The sequence below is a fragment of the Bacillus sp. 95MFCvi2.1 genome, assembly GCF_000374965.1.
Classification (GTDB): domain Bacteria; phylum Bacillota; class Bacilli; order Bacillales; family Bacillaceae_G; genus Bacillus_A; species Bacillus_A pseudomycoides.
The window spans coordinates 33,007-48,220 of sequence record NZ_KB895690.1 but is presented as its reverse complement, the minus strand read 5'-3'; the positions used below and the strand labels follow the sequence as shown (position 1 = coordinate 48,220).

General features: G+C 35.3%; 12 protein-coding genes. 2 read left to right on the top strand and 10 right to left on the bottom strand.

Annotation, left to right across the window (positions count from 1 at the left end):
- Positions 1 to 15: 15 nt before the first annotated feature.
- From dhbC to C568_RS0100155, 6 genes are all read right to left on the bottom strand, one after another.
- Positions 16 to 1,233, bottom strand: coding sequence for an isochorismate synthase DhbC (gene dhbC / locus C568_RS0100180; RefSeq protein WP_006094825.1), 1,218 nt, complete (start codon positions 1,231 to 1,233; stop codon positions 16 to 18).
- 25 nt (positions 1,234 to 1,258) lie between these two features.
- Positions 1,259 to 2,044: a 2,3-dihydro-2,3-dihydroxybenzoate dehydrogenase gene (locus tag C568_RS0100175; protein ID WP_006094826.1), complete on the bottom strand. Its 786-nt coding sequence runs from the start codon at positions 2,042 to 2,044 to the stop codon at positions 1,259 to 1,261.
- 742 nt (positions 2,045 to 2,786) lie between these two features.
- Complete coding sequence (locus tag C568_RS0100170) at positions 2,787 to 5,876, bottom strand: AAA family ATPase (protein ID WP_018780389.1); 3,090 nt, start codon at positions 5,874 to 5,876, stop codon at positions 2,787 to 2,789.
- Positions 5,873 to 7,030: an exonuclease SbcCD subunit D gene (locus C568_RS0100165; RefSeq protein WP_018780388.1), complete on the bottom strand. Its 1,158-nt coding sequence runs from the start codon at positions 7,028 to 7,030 to the stop codon at positions 5,873 to 5,875. Before C568_RS0100165 ends, C568_RS0100170 begins: the two co-directional genes overlap by 4 nt.
- A 21-nt stretch (positions 7,031 to 7,051) precedes the next feature.
- The gene (locus C568_RS0100160) at positions 7,052 to 7,291 is read right to left on the bottom strand and encodes a DUF2584 family protein (protein WP_016114814.1); all 240 of its coding nucleotides are present in this window, start codon (positions 7,289 to 7,291) and stop codon (positions 7,052 to 7,054) included.
- A 475-nt stretch (positions 7,292 to 7,766) separates the two neighbouring features.
- Positions 7,767 to 8,024, bottom strand: coding sequence for a hypothetical protein (locus tag C568_RS0100155; RefSeq protein WP_003197605.1), 258 nt, complete (start codon positions 8,022 to 8,024; stop codon positions 7,767 to 7,769).
- A 458-nt stretch (positions 8,025 to 8,482) separates the two neighbouring features.
- Between C568_RS0100155 and C568_RS0100150 the strand changes: the two genes are divergently transcribed.
- Entirely contained in the window at positions 8,483 to 9,535 is a 1,053-nt protein-coding gene (locus tag C568_RS0100150; RefSeq protein WP_018780387.1) for an enoyl-CoA hydratase/isomerase family protein, read from the top strand.
- 83 nt (positions 9,536 to 9,618) lie between these two features.
- Here C568_RS0100150 and C568_RS0100145 read toward each other — a convergent pair whose 3' ends face one another.
- A complete protein-coding gene (locus tag C568_RS0100145) occupies positions 9,619 to 10,164 on the bottom strand; it encodes a helix-turn-helix domain-containing protein (RefSeq protein ID WP_018780386.1) in 546 nt (181 codons plus the stop codon).
- A gap of 131 nt (positions 10,165 to 10,295) precedes the next feature.
- Here C568_RS0100145 and C568_RS0100140 point away from each other — a divergent pair, with 131 nt between their 5' ends.
- A complete protein-coding gene (locus C568_RS0100140) occupies positions 10,296 to 10,919 on the top strand; it encodes a LysE family translocator (protein WP_029426818.1) in 624 nt (207 codons plus the stop codon).
- A gap of 79 nt (positions 10,920 to 10,998) precedes the next feature.
- On the opposite strand, the gene C568_RS0100135 is transcribed toward C568_RS0100140, so the two are convergent.
- The 3 genes from C568_RS0100135 to C568_RS0100125 form a co-directional block, all read right to left on the bottom strand.
- Positions 10,999 to 12,459, bottom strand: a complete 1,461-nt coding sequence (locus C568_RS0100135; protein WP_003197594.1) for a CoA-acylating methylmalonate-semialdehyde dehydrogenase — start codon at positions 12,457 to 12,459, stop codon at positions 10,999 to 11,001.
- A 75-nt stretch (positions 12,460 to 12,534) separates the two neighbouring features.
- The gene (locus C568_RS0100130; protein ID WP_018780384.1) at positions 12,535 to 13,425 is read right to left on the bottom strand and encodes an NAD(P)-dependent oxidoreductase; all 891 of its coding nucleotides are present in this window, start codon (positions 13,423 to 13,425) and stop codon (positions 12,535 to 12,537) included.
- A gap of 16 nt (positions 13,426 to 13,441) precedes the next feature.
- Positions 13,442 to 15,157, bottom strand: a complete 1,716-nt coding sequence (locus tag C568_RS0100125; protein WP_003197589.1) for an acyl-CoA dehydrogenase family protein — start codon at positions 15,155 to 15,157, stop codon at positions 13,442 to 13,444.
- Positions 15,158 to 15,214: the final 57 nt, after the last annotated feature.

Genomic DNA, 15,214 nt, shown 5'->3' with positions numbered 1-15,214 from the left:
TTATCCCCCTAACTTCTATTTCAAAGATTCATCATTTAATCCCATAGCCCGAAGCATTGTACGAAACTTAGCTGATGTTTCAGCTAGCTCATCTTCAGGTTTTGACTCCGCAACAATACCAGCTCCTGCGAATAAACGAAGGGAATTCTCTTCAACTTCCGCACAACGAATCGTAACAATCCATTCACCGTCACCATTCAGATCACTCCAACCAAGCATTCCCGTGAAAAATTCTCGATCAAACGGTTCAATTTCGTTAATAGCCTCTCGAGCTTTTTCTGTCGGAGTTCCACAAACTGCTGGTGTAGGATGAAGCGCAAGTGCTAATTCTAATGCAGACACTGATACGTCTAGTAATTCTCCTTTTACTTCAGTAGATAAATGCCACATTGCTTCACTATTTATTAATGATGGTTTTTCCGGAACATGCAATGTACGACAGTACGGACGAAGCGCCGCAGCTACTGCTTCAACAACAACAGCATGTTCATGTAAATCTTTAGCTGAAGAAAGCAACTCATCTGCTCGTCTCTTATCTTCTTCAGGGTCTTTACTTCGAGGTCTAGAGCCTGCAAGCGGATTAGAAATGATTTGCATTCCACTCCGTGAGACAAGTAACTCTGGACTCGCTCCTATGAGTGTATGACTACGCTTTGGTGAAGCATCACAATTCTCTATTTCTTCACTCTTCGGTAAATCTACCGCAAACGTATACCCCTGTTTATTGTGCTGCGCTAAATCACAAAGTAGTTTTTGAATGTCAACCTTTTCTGGAGATTTCAAATCCAACGATCTAGATAGAACGATTTTCTTTAGGTCACCGCTCTTTATTTTAGCTACTCCTTGCTCTACACCACGCATATATTCTGAAGATGACGGAATAGGATTCATTTCATATGTAAGTGCAGGTGATTGCTGGATTCGATCTGTAAAATCAAATTGCAGACGATCTGCTAGCCTGCTCTCCCGAGGTACAACGAGCTGTACCGATTTTGTACGATCAAAAGGCAGCGCTCCTACAACAATTGGATTAGGATGGCCAGCTTGTTTCGCATTGCTTAATACAGCACGAACTAGCTCAGGAAAATTTTCTGCCTGACTATGTTTCACCGTTGCAAATGTTCCTTCGGCAAGTATTGTACGATACGGTGAAGCAAAAAAGAATGAAGATCCAGCTCTATAGTCATCTAGTAATTTTGTCGCTAACTCCTTTAAAGCAGTTGTATGATTCATTATTTTAAAGCCCCCTATATGTAATTTAGATTCCTAAAGTAGCGCCGCCATCAATGCATAGATTATGCATCGTAATATGGCTTGCTTTATCTGACGCTAAAAATAGAACTGCTTCAGCAATCTCTGAAGGCGTTGCTATTTTTTTTAATGGAATTCCTAATCTATATGTATCTTGTGAGCCTGCAATAATTTTTTCAGCCCCATTTTCATCTATCCAAAGTAACCTCTGCATCTCTGTCTCAGTTGAACCAGGAGAAACTAAATTACAGCGAATATTATATTCTGCAAGCTCAAGACCAAGACATTTTGTAAACATCGTTGCAGCAGCTTTGGATGCTACATATGCAGCCATTTCCATTCTAGGTACACTCGCAGCATTTGACCCTACAGTCACAATTGCACCAGACTGCCGTGACATCATACGTCTACTCACAGATCGTGATACATAAAACACACCTGTAGCATTTACTGAAAAAGTCTTGTCCCAATCTTCATCACTTAAATAGTGAATGGCACCCATCTTTAAAATACCGGCAACATTAACTAAAATATCAATTTGCCCCATTGTATCCTCAATCTGATTTACTGTATTTTCCACTGCGGAACTATCACTCACATCTAAAGCGAATACTTTCAAAGAGCTGCCTCTTGTTGCATGATAATCTGAAAGCTTATTGAGTTCTAAAATATTCTTATCAACCGCTGCAACCTTTGCTCCTCTTTCCGCAAGCATGTTCGCTACAGTCTCTCCAATTCCTTGTGCTGCACCAGTAACTAATGCAATCTTCCCATCAAATTCCCCAAAATCCATATTCTCAATTCCTTTCCTTACAACGAATCGATCTAGTTTATCTTGTATATTCTCAATTGCAGATTAATAAAGTTAACCTAATTAATCTGTGCAAAGAAAATATTTAAACAAACATCACCAACTAATAATGATATTGATAATCATTATCATTATATTTACGAAAATCATACACATATTAAACTTATCAGTCAAGTGCAATTTAATCTTAATTTCAGTCTCAATAAACTAGGTAATACTCACTTAGTATTAATTGATAATGATTTTCATTTTCTTTTGTACACCGAAATGATAATGTTTCTCAACAGTCTTGTCAATCTTTTTTTATTTTTCAGATAAAATATTTTATTATGTCCCCATACTTATCTGCATAAAAATCTCTGCTTTTATTGTAAATATAAACTTTTTTCATCCTATTTTCTGTGAAAATAATAGATTTAAAAAATTAAATTGAAACTTTCAAATTTCCTAATTAATAATCATACATTTTATCATTAATTACATAAAAATCTTTATTTTATAATAAAAACCATCATATTGAACATTTAATTTCTCAATAAATTTCTGAAAAAATTTTATTAAGAAATTTATTTAAAAATAACTATTTACATCTTTTTCTCTAAACAACACTTCCTTCAAACATAAATCATACCGATATAACTATATGAAAAAAGGACATATGCCCACTATTAAGCATATGTCCTCTCATAATTAAAATTTACTATTAACCTTTTTATTAGTTTTATTATTTCACCACAAACCGAGTCTCACTACAACCATTCTTCTGCTTCGTTACCTCTAAAACTGCTGGCATTGCGTTTTTCAACTCTTGAACGTGTGAAATAACGCCAATAAATCGTCCTGATTTTTGTAAATCAATCAATGCATCGATCGCTTTTGTTAATGACTCTTCATCTAGCGAGCCAAATCCTTCATCGATAAACATGGTTTCGATAGAAATACCGCCTTCATATGCCTGGATCACATCTGCCATACCAAGTGCTAGACAAAGCGATGCATTAAATTTTTCCCCGCCAGACAATGTTTTTACGTCACGTGTTTGACCTGTATATGCGTCATATACATCTAATCCTAGTCCACTTTGACGATTTCGTTTTTCAACTCTTTCACTTCGTTTTAAATAGAACTGGCCGTTTGATAGTTTACGAAGTCTTTCGTTAGCAATTTGAACAATTTGTTCTAAATACTCAATTAAAATGTAACGTTCAAACGAAATACGACTTTCGTTATCCCCTTTCATGACTTCATATAAATCAACAAGTTCTTGGAAAGCTTTTTCTTCTTCATGAATTTGTTCATCAATTCGTCTAATGTTTTCATGCAAATCGGTAATGTATGCAACTGCACTTTGGGCACGCTGGCGCTTTTCTTTTGTAATATCAAGCTGAATTCCTAACTCTTTCATTTGTTCTTCTAGAGCTGTAATGTCCGTCCATTCTTTCCCGCTTAATTCATTTACTAGTTCCTCAATTTGTTTAGCCAATACTTCTAAGGATGAATAGTACTCTTGAATTTGCTCATGCAAATGCTTCATTTCTACATCTGTTAATTTTGCTTCTTTATAAGCTTGTTGGTCGATAAATCCACCTTGTTCAAGCTCTGTCGTAAAGCGAAGTAAAGTCTCTTCTTGCTTTTCTTTTGCATGACTTACTTGCTTTAGAGCACCATCGTACTCAGCTTGTATGCGTATATTTTCATTTTGCCAATATTGATAAGCTTCTTGTACTTTCTTCCACTCCTCTTCCATAAAGCGAAGTGTGCTAACAGCTTGATCAAATTGTTTTTTCCAGGCTTCTAACGTTTGTAAGTCCTCATGGGTTTTTTGCTGATCATGTTCATAGGACGTACGAAGTTGCATGCACTCCATTTCAGTACGATGCTGCATCACTTCAGCTTCGCGTTTTTGCTTCTGTAATTCTTCTACTTTTTCTTCTAATCCTTTTACACTTAACGCTAGCTGTTTACGTTTTTCTTCACTTTCCTTTAATGTGTTTACCTCAGCTGCTAGTTGTTTTCCGTTTTGCACTAGCGTACGGTATGTTTCAACTAACTCTTCTGAACGGTATCCTCGTTTTACGACTTCATCTATTACTTGCTCATATTGTAATCTGTAGAAATTCCATTTCTCTTCTACTTGAACATGTAATTTTTCAGCAACTGTTTTCTTTTCGCGCAGTTCATTTAGCTGTTTTTCATCAATGGAATCTCCACGTTCTGTAGCTTTCTTTGGATGATCTATGCTACCACATACAGGACAAGATTCACCTTCATGAAGATGAAGAGCTAACATTCCTGCTTGTTCATTTAACCAACGATGCTCCATCTCTTCATATGCTTTAACTGCAACCTCCATCTTTTGATTTGCAACTTCTTTTTCTTGTTCATATTTTTGCTTTTCTTGCCAAACGTCATATGCTTGCTTTAGTACCTTTGCATCTTCCCGCATATTTGTTAGCTCTTCTACTTTTGCTACATATTGCTCAAGTGCAACCTCTAGCTGTTGTAATTCTCCGGCAATTTGTTGTTTTTGAGAAATCTGTCCTTCTAGCTGTTTCTCAAACTTCTGAATACCTTCCTTCAATTTCCCACTTTGAAGTTCTGCCTGTTGCAATTTTGATTTTTTCTCTGCTAATGAAGCAATAATTGGCTGTAACTCTTCTAATCTTTGTACAGTTTTCTTACCTTCTTCACGAACAGACTCTTTACCCTTTAATTCTTCATATTTCTCATAAGCAAGTTCAAACGCCTTAACCGTCTTTTCTTTTTTTACAGATATTTGTTTCAATAATTGTTCAGCATTTTGTTCACTCTGTACCGCTTCTTCATACCATTGTTCAAATGGTAATAATCGTTTCGCTTGTTCAGCAAGTTTAAAGCGTTGTTCTTCTGTTTCTATTTGTTCTCGATTTGCTTGTAAAACTGCTTGTTTCTCTTGTTTTTGCTGTAAATCTTTGAACTTTTCATTAATAGACTTAGCTGTATGAAAACGATCTTCGGCTTTTTTTAATTGCTGCGTTTGCAATGTTTGCTGCGCTTGTAATTGTTCAACTTCCGCCTCATAGCAATTTTTTTCTTGTTCAAGCGCTTCGACTACTTGGTGCGTATTTACATGTTCCTGTTGAACTAATGTCTCTAATAATGAATCATCTCGAACCGGTAATTTAAAAACATTACGGAAGTACAGTTCTCTTTCTTTTTGCTTTTCTTGTAAGACGTCTTTCCACTGTTTACGTTTTTGATCTAACAATTCACGCATTAATTTATAACGATCTGTTTTAAAAATACGACGTAAAATTTCTTCTTTATTTTCTGTTTCAGACGTTAATAGTTTTCGGAATTCTCCTTGCGGAAGCATAACAATTTGACTAAATTGATGTTTGCTAAGTCCGATTAAATCTTCAACCTTTTTGTTCACATCTGTCACATGAAAACGATCCACACATGGAACCTTCTCATCACCTATTACTTCATATAGCTCAACAGCATGCCCTGTAACTGTTTTATTCCCTTGTTTTTTATGACCGAGCTGTCTTTTTATTTCGTATTGCTTTCCTTTCAAACGGAAGGTTAATTCTACACTTGTGTATATATTATCATCAGCAAATTGGCTACGTAGCATACTCGTATCACTACGTTCTTCTCCGCTCGCTTCCCCATATAATACATAACAAATCGCATCAAATATCGTTGTTTTCCCAGCTCCCGTATTTCCTGAAATAGCAAAAATACGGTGATCGCCAAGATCGCTGAAATCGATAACTTCTCGCTGTTTATACGGACCAAATGCGGTCATAATAAGCTGAAGTGGTCTCATCCTCGTTCACCTTCCCGTTCCTGCACTGTTTGTAATACGTCTAAGAAAAGACGTTCTTTCTCTTCTGATAAATCTGAGCCCTTCATTTCTCTATAAAAAGCTTTCAAAAGGGATAGATCATCTGTTTTATGTCTAGAAACAGTAACTTCATTGGTTTCTGTAAATTCTCGTCTTTGCATAGAGCGTTCAACATGCATAGCATTTGGATATACAGAACGAATTTTTTCCATTGGCTGCAGTACAGGATTTTCATCTAATAACTTTACGAAGACATAATCTTCACTTGTTGGATACTTTAATAAATCATCTATTTTCGCTTCTACTGTTCGCATTTGGCGACGAGGTGTAAATAAACACTTTTCTATTTCCACTTGACCTGTTTCGTCTAATTCCACAATATAATACCCTTTTTTATGCCGCTCTTCAGAAATAGAATACGCAAGTGGTGAACCAGAATAACGAATCGTTTCATTACGTACAAAGTGCGCTTGGTGCAAATGCCCAAGTGCTGTGTAATGAAACTTATCAAAATAATGACTATTTACGTATTCAGCACCGCCGATGGAAAGCGGACGCTCTGCATCACTCGTATTTTCTTCTGCTTCACCTGAAGAAGTGACAAATGCATGGCCTACAAATACGTGTCTTGCTTCTTGATTCATCGTTTCTGAAAGTTCATTCATGAAAATACGCATCGCATCATCATGCGACCGAATATCTTCATTTTTCATCACATGTCTTACAATACTTGGATCCGCATATGGGGTTAAATGGAAATGCACTTCCCCATACTTATCATGTAAAACAACTGGTTCATACGGAAATTGAAATTGGCCAACAATATGTAACCCTTGTTTTTTCATTAAACTGCTGCCAAAATGAATACGGTCTGGACTATCATGATTCCCTGCTACTGCAATTACTGGCGTTTGTAAATCAATCACTATCTTTTTTAATACATCATTTAGTAAATCTACTGCTTCTGTTGGAGGAATCGCTCGGTCATACAAATCACCTGCAATAATTACGGCATCTGGTTTTTCTTCTTCCACAGCTTGAACGAACTGATCTAATACAATTCGTTGATCTTCGGTCATATACACACCGTGAACAAGTTTTCCTAAATGCCAATCCGCTGTATGAAAAAACTTCATCTTTTCCTTCCTTTCTCTCTTTTAATTTACTGATTGTAATGAAACCAGTTGGTAGTTAAGTGTTGTCTTCCCATCTTCCCACTCTAACTTTTGAACGATTGCACTACCGATTCTTTCTTGATCAGATTTATATAAAGGTAACATTTCATCCACAGCAAATAAATGATAACCGTCTAATATTAATTGAAAGATATTTTCTTCTATATGTAATCTCATTTCTTTTTCATTTGAAATAATCTTTGTATGCATCTCAAATTTCATATAAATACAACCCCTTTTCTAGTTCTCTATACTTTAATAGTATAGCGGCTATTCACGATTGACAAGTGAATACATGATGAAGAATTCACTTTCACATTCATTTTATTTTTTTATGCTATATGTATTTTTTAAATTATAATACGGTATGTGAAATTAACAATGTTTCATGTGGATTTGAAATTAAGTCACGATGTTTAAAATAGAATCGCTGATGTCGCGTGACCGTTTGGAAAAGAAGAATGAGCTGAATGTTCTACAAGTTGAATGATTTTATATGATACAAAAAACAGTCCCAATAAAAATATGATTCAATAAGTTGATTAATATCCTAAAGTCAAAGCAATAATAGCTTAAAAAACAAGTATACAGAAAGCAATTTTAGAAAAGCAGGTAAACAGTAATATGAATTCACATCTTCAAATTCCGGTATAAATTGTTTAATTTCATAAAAATAAAGATGCCTTTTCAGGCATCTTTATTTTTGCAAATACTCTTTCATTATATAGTACAATACAGTTATTAAAACAATTGCTATAAAAAATGAGAATGATGCCACGATATATCCATCTTTATTTAACACATAACACAGTGAGATAGATAATATAAAAACCGGAAATACGAGACGTACTTTATCTTTAATTTCTTCTGTCGTATCTGTACGATGAAAATACTGTGTAATTCCTACCATGAGAGAAGACAAAATAATAACCGATAATAGCAAAGGCCCTGGCATTCCGATCTCCCCTTTCTCTACTCCTATTATATACAAACTCTCACTTCGTTAAAAGCAAGACAATTCAGTAAATAAAACAAAGTGAAGTTGCTATCCATATTGAATTCATTCCAATTACTCATTTTCTTTCAAATTAAATATGGTATATAGTATTCCCTTCATTTTCAAGTTACAAACAATACCCCTACATTTTAAATGACTGATGTTGTAATATTCATTTTCATATGTTGAAATCCTGCAAATATAACTCGTCAAAATATGCACCATTCTAAAAAGTATCTAGTTCGACGTCTAAATGTCCATTTGTTTAGACAGTTAGACACTTTATTACTGGCATTTCTTCTTAATTAAGGACATTAAAACTGGCACGCTACTTGCAATATCAAATAAATTATAAAGGACATTTTAGCTTGTATCGAGAAATAAGAATGAGAAGATATATAAGAGGAGGATTCAAAATGACTGAAAATGTTTTATTTTCCATTCACGAAAATGGCGTCGCGTCAATCACTTTAAATCGCCCAAAAGCACTTAACTCTTTATCTTATGATATGTTACATCCGATTGGTCAGAAACTAAAAGAATGGGAAAAAGATGATCGTATTGCCGTAGTAATCTTGAAAGGTGCTGGCACGAAAGGATTTTGCGCTGGCGGTGATATAAAAACATTATACGAAGCACGTTCAAATGAAGTTGCATTACAGCATGCTGAACATTTTTTTGAAGAAGAATACGAAATAGATACTTATATATATCATTATCCAAAACCAATTATTGCTTGTTTAGATGGAATTGTAATGGGTGGTGGCGTCGGTCTTACGAATGGGGCAAAATATAGAATTGTAACAGATCGTACAAAATGGGCCATGCCTGAGATGAACATTGGTTTTTTCCCAGACGTTGGAGCTGCTTATTTCTTAAACAAGGCTCCTGGGCAGACTGGTCGGTATGTTGCGTTAACAGCATCTGTTTTAAAAGCTGCTGATGTATTATATATAAAAGCTGCTGATCATTATATGCCATCGGAAACTTTACCTACTTTCCTAGATGCAATCGAAAAGGTAAATTGGCATGATCAAAATATACATATCACTTTAAAAGAACTCATTAATAAATATGAAACAGCTCCTAGTGTAGAAAGTGAACTTGTTTTCTTATTAGAAGAAATTGATCAACATTTTTCATTCCATACAGTTGAAGATATCATCCATTCATTAGATAATGCTGACGGATCCTTCGCTTCAAAAACGAAAGAAACATTACTATCAAAATCTCCGTTCTCATTAAAAGTAACATTAAAACAACTTATTGACGGAAAGGAAAAATCGATAGAAGAATGCTTTGCAACAGATCTCGTGCTCGCTAAAAATTTCATGAGGCACGAAGATTTCTTTGAAGGAGTACGTTCAGTCGTTGTCGACAAAGATCAAAATCCAAAGTATAAATATAAACAATTAAGTGATGTTTCAGATGAAGATGTCAATCGCTTCTTCAATCTGCTTAATGCCTAATCAAAAAGCTAGATGAAAGCAACCTATTTGCTGCTTCATCTAGCTTTTTTCTTTCTAGACATATGTATTATGTATCTTCATTATCAGAACGATGGAGGCGTTACAGCGAATAAAATAACGGCATCTTGATCAAATAGATTCTCCCATTTATGTTTCATGTAAGAAGGGATTTTCACACTATCCCCGGGGTATAAAGTGTATATATCTTGCTGTAAATACAAGATAATCTGTCCTTCTAAAACATGAGCAATTTCCTCTCCTTTATGCTCTAAAAGTTTTTCGGAGGAAACAGAATTAGGTGGCAAAGTCATTAAAGATACTGCCAAAGCACCCGTTAAATCTGGTGATAATAATTCATAGGATAAATTTCCTACGATCATTTTTTTACGTGCATTCGCTCTTATAACTAGATCATCCGTGTTCGTATCTTCAATGAGAAAACTAAAAGTTGGAACTTCTAAAGCCTTGGCTAGCAATTTCAATGTTTGAATCGAAGGATTAGCTAATCCTCGTTCAATTTGACTTAACATAGAAGGTGTTATTTCTGCCATTTCAGCTAACTCTCGCATACTCAGCTCCTTATATTCCCGAAGCTCTTTCACCTTTTTTCCGATATTTATATTTTCCATACCTCATGCTCCTTCAAACAATATGATAGATATATTTTAACATACTTAAATTTTATTTATCATATCACTTAAATTGTGTTAAACTATTTTTAATTAAATTTTCTGAAAAACAAGCACAGAAAGGTGGAGTGATTGTGGAGAACTATCTTCTTTTTATTATCATGTCTATTTGTCTTATTATTTTACCCGGTCCTGATACTGCAATGGCTACAAAAAACACTCTTACTTCAGGAAAAATAGGAGGTGTAAAAACGGTTTTCGGCACATGTATCGCCCTTTTAATTCATACTTTAGCTGCTGTAATTGGGCTTTCCGCTATCATTGTTAAATCTGCTCTCTTATTTTCTATTTTTAAATATGTTGGTGCCATTTATCTAGTCTATTTAGGAATAAAAGCACTTTTATCTTTAAACAGCATAGATACAAATGAGTTACCTATGAAACGTGCAGATGAAAACAGCTCTTGTTTTCGCCAAGGGTTTCTTACTAATCTTTTAAATCCTAAAGTCGCTGTATTCTTTTTGACCTTTTTACCACAATTTTTAAATCCTAACCATAATACATTCATTCAATTTCTAACCATGGGTCTTACCTATCTCGTTTTAACCGTGATATGGTTTGCCTTTTATATCTTCTTAATTGATAAAATCAGTGTTTTCATGAAAAAACCAGCTACTCAAATATACATCCAAGGACTTACTGGTATTGTATTAATTGGATTTGGTATCAAATTAGCTTTTGAAAAGAATAGTTAACGATGAAAAGTACCCCCTCTCTAATGAGGGGGGTACTTTTTGTACATGTAACAAGTTACATGTATATGCTATTCATCTATTAAAACCAGCGCTCTGTCACAACTTTTTTACGTGTATAGAATTGAACACCGTCTGTTCCATTTGTTCCAAGATCACCATAGAAGGATGCTTTATTTCCAGCAAATGCGAAGAATGCCATCGGTGCTGGAACGTTAACGTTTACGCCAATCATTCCTGCATCGATATTATCACGGAATGTTTGCGCATGTTTACCGCTTGATGTATAAATAACTGCACCATTTGCAAATTTGGATTGATTTGTAAGTTTAATGCCTTCTTCTAAATCTTTTACTCTCACAATACTTAAAACTGGAGCAAAAATTTCATCTTGCCAGATTTTCATATCTTGATTCACACCATCAAAGATTGTTGCTCCAACAAAATATCCTTCACGGGCTTCTTCATTAATTTTACGACCATCTACTAATAAAGTAGCCCCATCTGCTACACCACTATTAATATAGCCTAGTACACGCTCTTTATGAGATTCACGAATTAATGGACCTACATAATTATCTTCATGGAAACCATCGCCAACTTTTAATTTACGTGTTTCCGCTACTAGTACATCAATAAACTCATCAGCAATTTCATCCACAACAGCTACAACAGAACATGCCATGCAGCGCTCTCCACTGCTCGCAAATGCAGAACCAATAACACCTTGTACTGTTTTTTCAAGATTGCAATCTGGCATAACAATCGCATGATTTTTCGCTCCTGCGAGTGCTTGTACTCGTTTTCCATATTTTGTTCCTGTTTCGTATACATAACGTGCAACTGGCTCAGATCCAACGAATGAAACCGCTTGAATGTCCTTATTTTCTAGAATGCTATTTACAACGTCTTTTCCGCCTTGCACTAAATTTAAAACTCCTTTTGGGAAACCTGCTTCATAGAATAACTCTACCAGTCTCTCAGCTAAAAGTGGTGTTCTTTCAGATGTTTTTAATACGAATGTGTTACCGCAAGCAATTGCTAATGGGAACATCCATAATGGAATCATCATTGGGAAGTTAAACGGTGTAATACCAGCAACAACTCCAATTGGGTAACGCCAAATCGAACCATCAATTCCACCTGCAATGTTCGGGAGTGCTTGCCCCATCATTAAATTTGGTGTTGATGTTGCCAATTCTACAGCCTCAATACCACGCTGTACTTCACCACTCGCATCTTTTAATGTTTTTCCATTTTCTAATGTGATAATTTTCGCAAGCTCATCTTTATTTTCTTGCAAAAGTTGTAAATATTTGTATAGCTGTCTTGAACGATTTGGAACCGGCACTTTAGACCATGTTTCATAAGCTGTTTTTGCAGCTTCAACAGCACGCTCCACATCTTCTTTTGGAGAAAGCGGAACATAAGCGATTATTTTCCCAGTTGCAGGATTTGGAACAGCTTCAACTTCCGTACCAGTAGATTCTACCCATTCACCATTAATATGATTTTTCACTCGTTTAATTTCTGTTGTAATCATTGTATTCGCTCCTTTTTTATTGTTATAAGTTCGAATTGTTTCTCACAATTTATAATTCGACGCTATAACCATTCATTATTCATGACTAGAGATTACTTGTTCACTTATCTTCTTATATAAAGCAGCCATGTCTTTTTCCCCATACCCCGCTTTACCCGCTTCATCATACAAGTTCAACAGCATTTCACTTACTGGTAAGTGAAGTTCACTTTCTTTTGCTAAATCAACCGCAAATCCTAAATCTTTCTTTAATAGATTTACAGTAAAACCTGGCTCATAGTTTTCTGGTGCAATAAAGCTTTTATAGTTGCGCTCATAAATTCTACTTTGTCCGTAACTCACATTTAGAATATCAAACATTTTCTCTAAATCCATATTGTTTTTCTTCGCTAAAGTCAAAGCTTCACTTACACCCGCTGTGTAGAAACCTATCAATAAGTTATTAATAAGCTTTACAGTCGTGCCACTATCAATTTGTTCACTTACATGAAACACATTTGCCCCTAATACTTCCATCACTGGTAAACCTTTTTCATATACTTCTTTTGATCCACCGACCATAAAAGTTAATGTGCGATTTTCTGCTCCAATCACCCCACCACTAACCGGTGCTGCTAAGAAATCTACTTTTTTATCATTAGCAGCTTCTGCTAATCTTTTATTCAATTGCGGTGCTACTGTACTGGTATCAATTAGAACAACATTCGGATGACTATTCTCAATTAAACCCTCTTCTCCAAAATAAACCGCTTCCACAGCTCGCGGAGATGGTAAACTTGTAAAAATCAAATCACATGTTTCTGCCAAGTTTGCAATTGATAAGCCGATGATTCCTCCATCTTTCTCAAAAGAAGCCTCAGCATCTTTATTTAAATCGACGCCATATACAGTGCAATTTGATTTAACTAAATTTTTAGACATTGGAAGGCCCATATTACCTAAACCAATAAAACCAATCTTTTTCATATTGTTCTCCTCCTATTTAAACAATATATTTTCCGCGATTTATAATGGCTTTTGCAATTTCTCTCTTTTTCATAAATATGTTCGTATATAGAGGTATTGACAGTTGACGAATTTCATCTAGAATAGCGTTTCTATTTTGCTCTTCTTGTACTGCTGCAGAAAGAAGAACCATTGCCGCTGATTCTACTTTACGATATCCTTCCTCACAAAGAACATCTGTTACGAACTGTTTTGTACGTTCTTTTTCTTCACCATTTTTACTCACTGCTTTCTTCGTACGTAAAAATGCTGATTCCATTACATACACATCTTTCAACATGTCTGCTAATACGCGTGAATATTCTTGTTCTTGCTCGATTTTTAATTCAGGAGTTTGAGATAGCGTTTTCAAAGATTGCTTCAATAACTGTTTCGATAATAAAATATAACGATGGTTTCGTTCTATATTTTCAAATGTGCCTTCGTCTACTTGATCTCCTATTTGCTTCGTTTGTTTCATTAACATTTTCGCAACTGTTAAGCGGTTAATTTCATTCGTTCCTTCAAATATACGACTAATTCTAGCATCACGATATAATCGTTCTACTTCATATTCTTGCATATAACCGTAGCCACCATGAATTTGTACAGCTTCATCCACAATATTTCCTAGTGTTTCCGAAGCATTCACTTTATTAATGGCACACTCCATTGCAAATTGAGACATTTTCTGCATGATGCTTCCATCCCCATTTGTCTCATGAATTGCCTCGTCAATTACGCCTGCTGTTCGATAAGCTGCACTCTCTGCACCGTATGTAGCGATAATCATATTTGCAATTTTCTCTTGAATCATCGTGAAATCAACTAATTCTGTTTGAAACTGTTTTCGTTCTTTTCCGTATTGAACAGATAAACCAATTGCTTGTTTTGCTGTTCCAATATTTCCAAAAGCGAGTTTCAATCTAGCGAAATTGAGGATATTAAGGGCTACGTAATGACCCTTTCCAACTTCCCCTAATACATTTTCAACTGGAATTACAACATCCTCTAAAATGAGTGTCGCAGTCGAAGATCCTTTAATGCCCATTTTCTTTTCTTCTAAGCCAATTGAAACACCTTCACATGTTCTTTCGACAATAAATGCTGTCATTCCTTTATTTGTCTTTGCAAAAACAACATATACATCAGCCATATGAGCATTTGTAATCCACTGCTTTTCCCCATTTAATTTCCAAGTTGTTCCTTCTTCATTTAATACAGCGCTTGTTTTTGCACTTAATGCATCTGATCCAGCATTAGGTTCTGTTAATGCATACGCTCCAATCCATTCGCCTGATGCAATTTTAGGTAAGTATTTTTCCTTCTGCTCGTTTGTGCCATAGTATATATATGGCAATGTTCCTACACCAGCATGAATATTAAAGGAAACACTAAATGCTCCTGCATATCCCATCTTTTCTGCTACAAGGCCAGAAACTGCCTTTCCTAATTCGAACCCACCATATTCTTCTGGTACCTCTATACTTAACAACCCAAGTTCTCCGGCCTTTTCAAACAACCCGCGAGAAACTTGATAATTGTGCTGCTCGATATTTTCAATTTGAGGAACAATTTCCTGTTTAACAAACTGTTCTGTTGTTTTTGCGATTAAATCTTCATCACCTGAAAAATCTTCCGGTGTAAAAAAAGTTGTATTAAGATTCTTATTCAGCGAAAAAAATTCGTCCCATTGCAACTTTGTTTTCTCCATCTGTATCCCCCTATCATTTCGGTCTTCATTTTCTTTATATGCAAAATCTATGCCAAA

Coding starts and splice junctions, on each gene's coding strand:
- dhbC (WP_006094825.1), bottom strand. CDS start 1,233: ATGAATCATACAACTGCTTTAAAGGAGTTAGCGACAAAATTACTAGAT.
- C568_RS0100175 (WP_006094826.1), bottom strand. CDS start 2,044: ATGGATTTTGGGGAATTTGATGGGAAGATTGCATTAGTTACTGGTGCA.
- C568_RS0100170 (WP_018780389.1), bottom strand. CDS start 5,876: ATGAGACCACTTCAGCTTATTATGACCGCATTTGGTCCGTATAAACAG.
- C568_RS0100165 (WP_018780388.1), bottom strand. CDS start 7,030: ATGAAGTTTTTTCATACAGCGGATTGGCATTTAGGAAAACTTGTTCAC.
- C568_RS0100160 (WP_016114814.1), bottom strand. CDS start 7,291: ATGAAATTTGAGATGCATACAAAGATTATTTCAAATGAAAAAGAAATG.
- C568_RS0100155 (WP_003197605.1), bottom strand. CDS start 8,024: ATGCCAGGGCCTTTGCTATTATCGGTTATTATTTTGTCTTCTCTCATG.
- C568_RS0100150 (WP_018780387.1), top strand. CDS start 8,483: ATGACTGAAAATGTTTTATTTTCCATTCACGAAAATGGCGTCGCGTCA.
- C568_RS0100145 (WP_018780386.1), bottom strand. CDS start 10,164: ATGGAAAATATAAATATCGGAAAAAAGGTGAAAGAGCTTCGGGAATAT.
- C568_RS0100135 (WP_003197594.1), bottom strand. CDS start 12,459: ATGATTACAACAGAAATTAAACGAGTGAAAAATCATATTAATGGTGAA.
- C568_RS0100130 (WP_018780384.1), bottom strand. CDS start 13,425: ATGAAAAAGATTGGTTTTATTGGTTTAGGTAATATGGGCCTTCCAATG.
- C568_RS0100125 (WP_003197589.1), bottom strand. CDS start 15,157: ATGGAGAAAACAAAGTTGCAATGGGACGAATTTTTTTCGCTGAATAAG.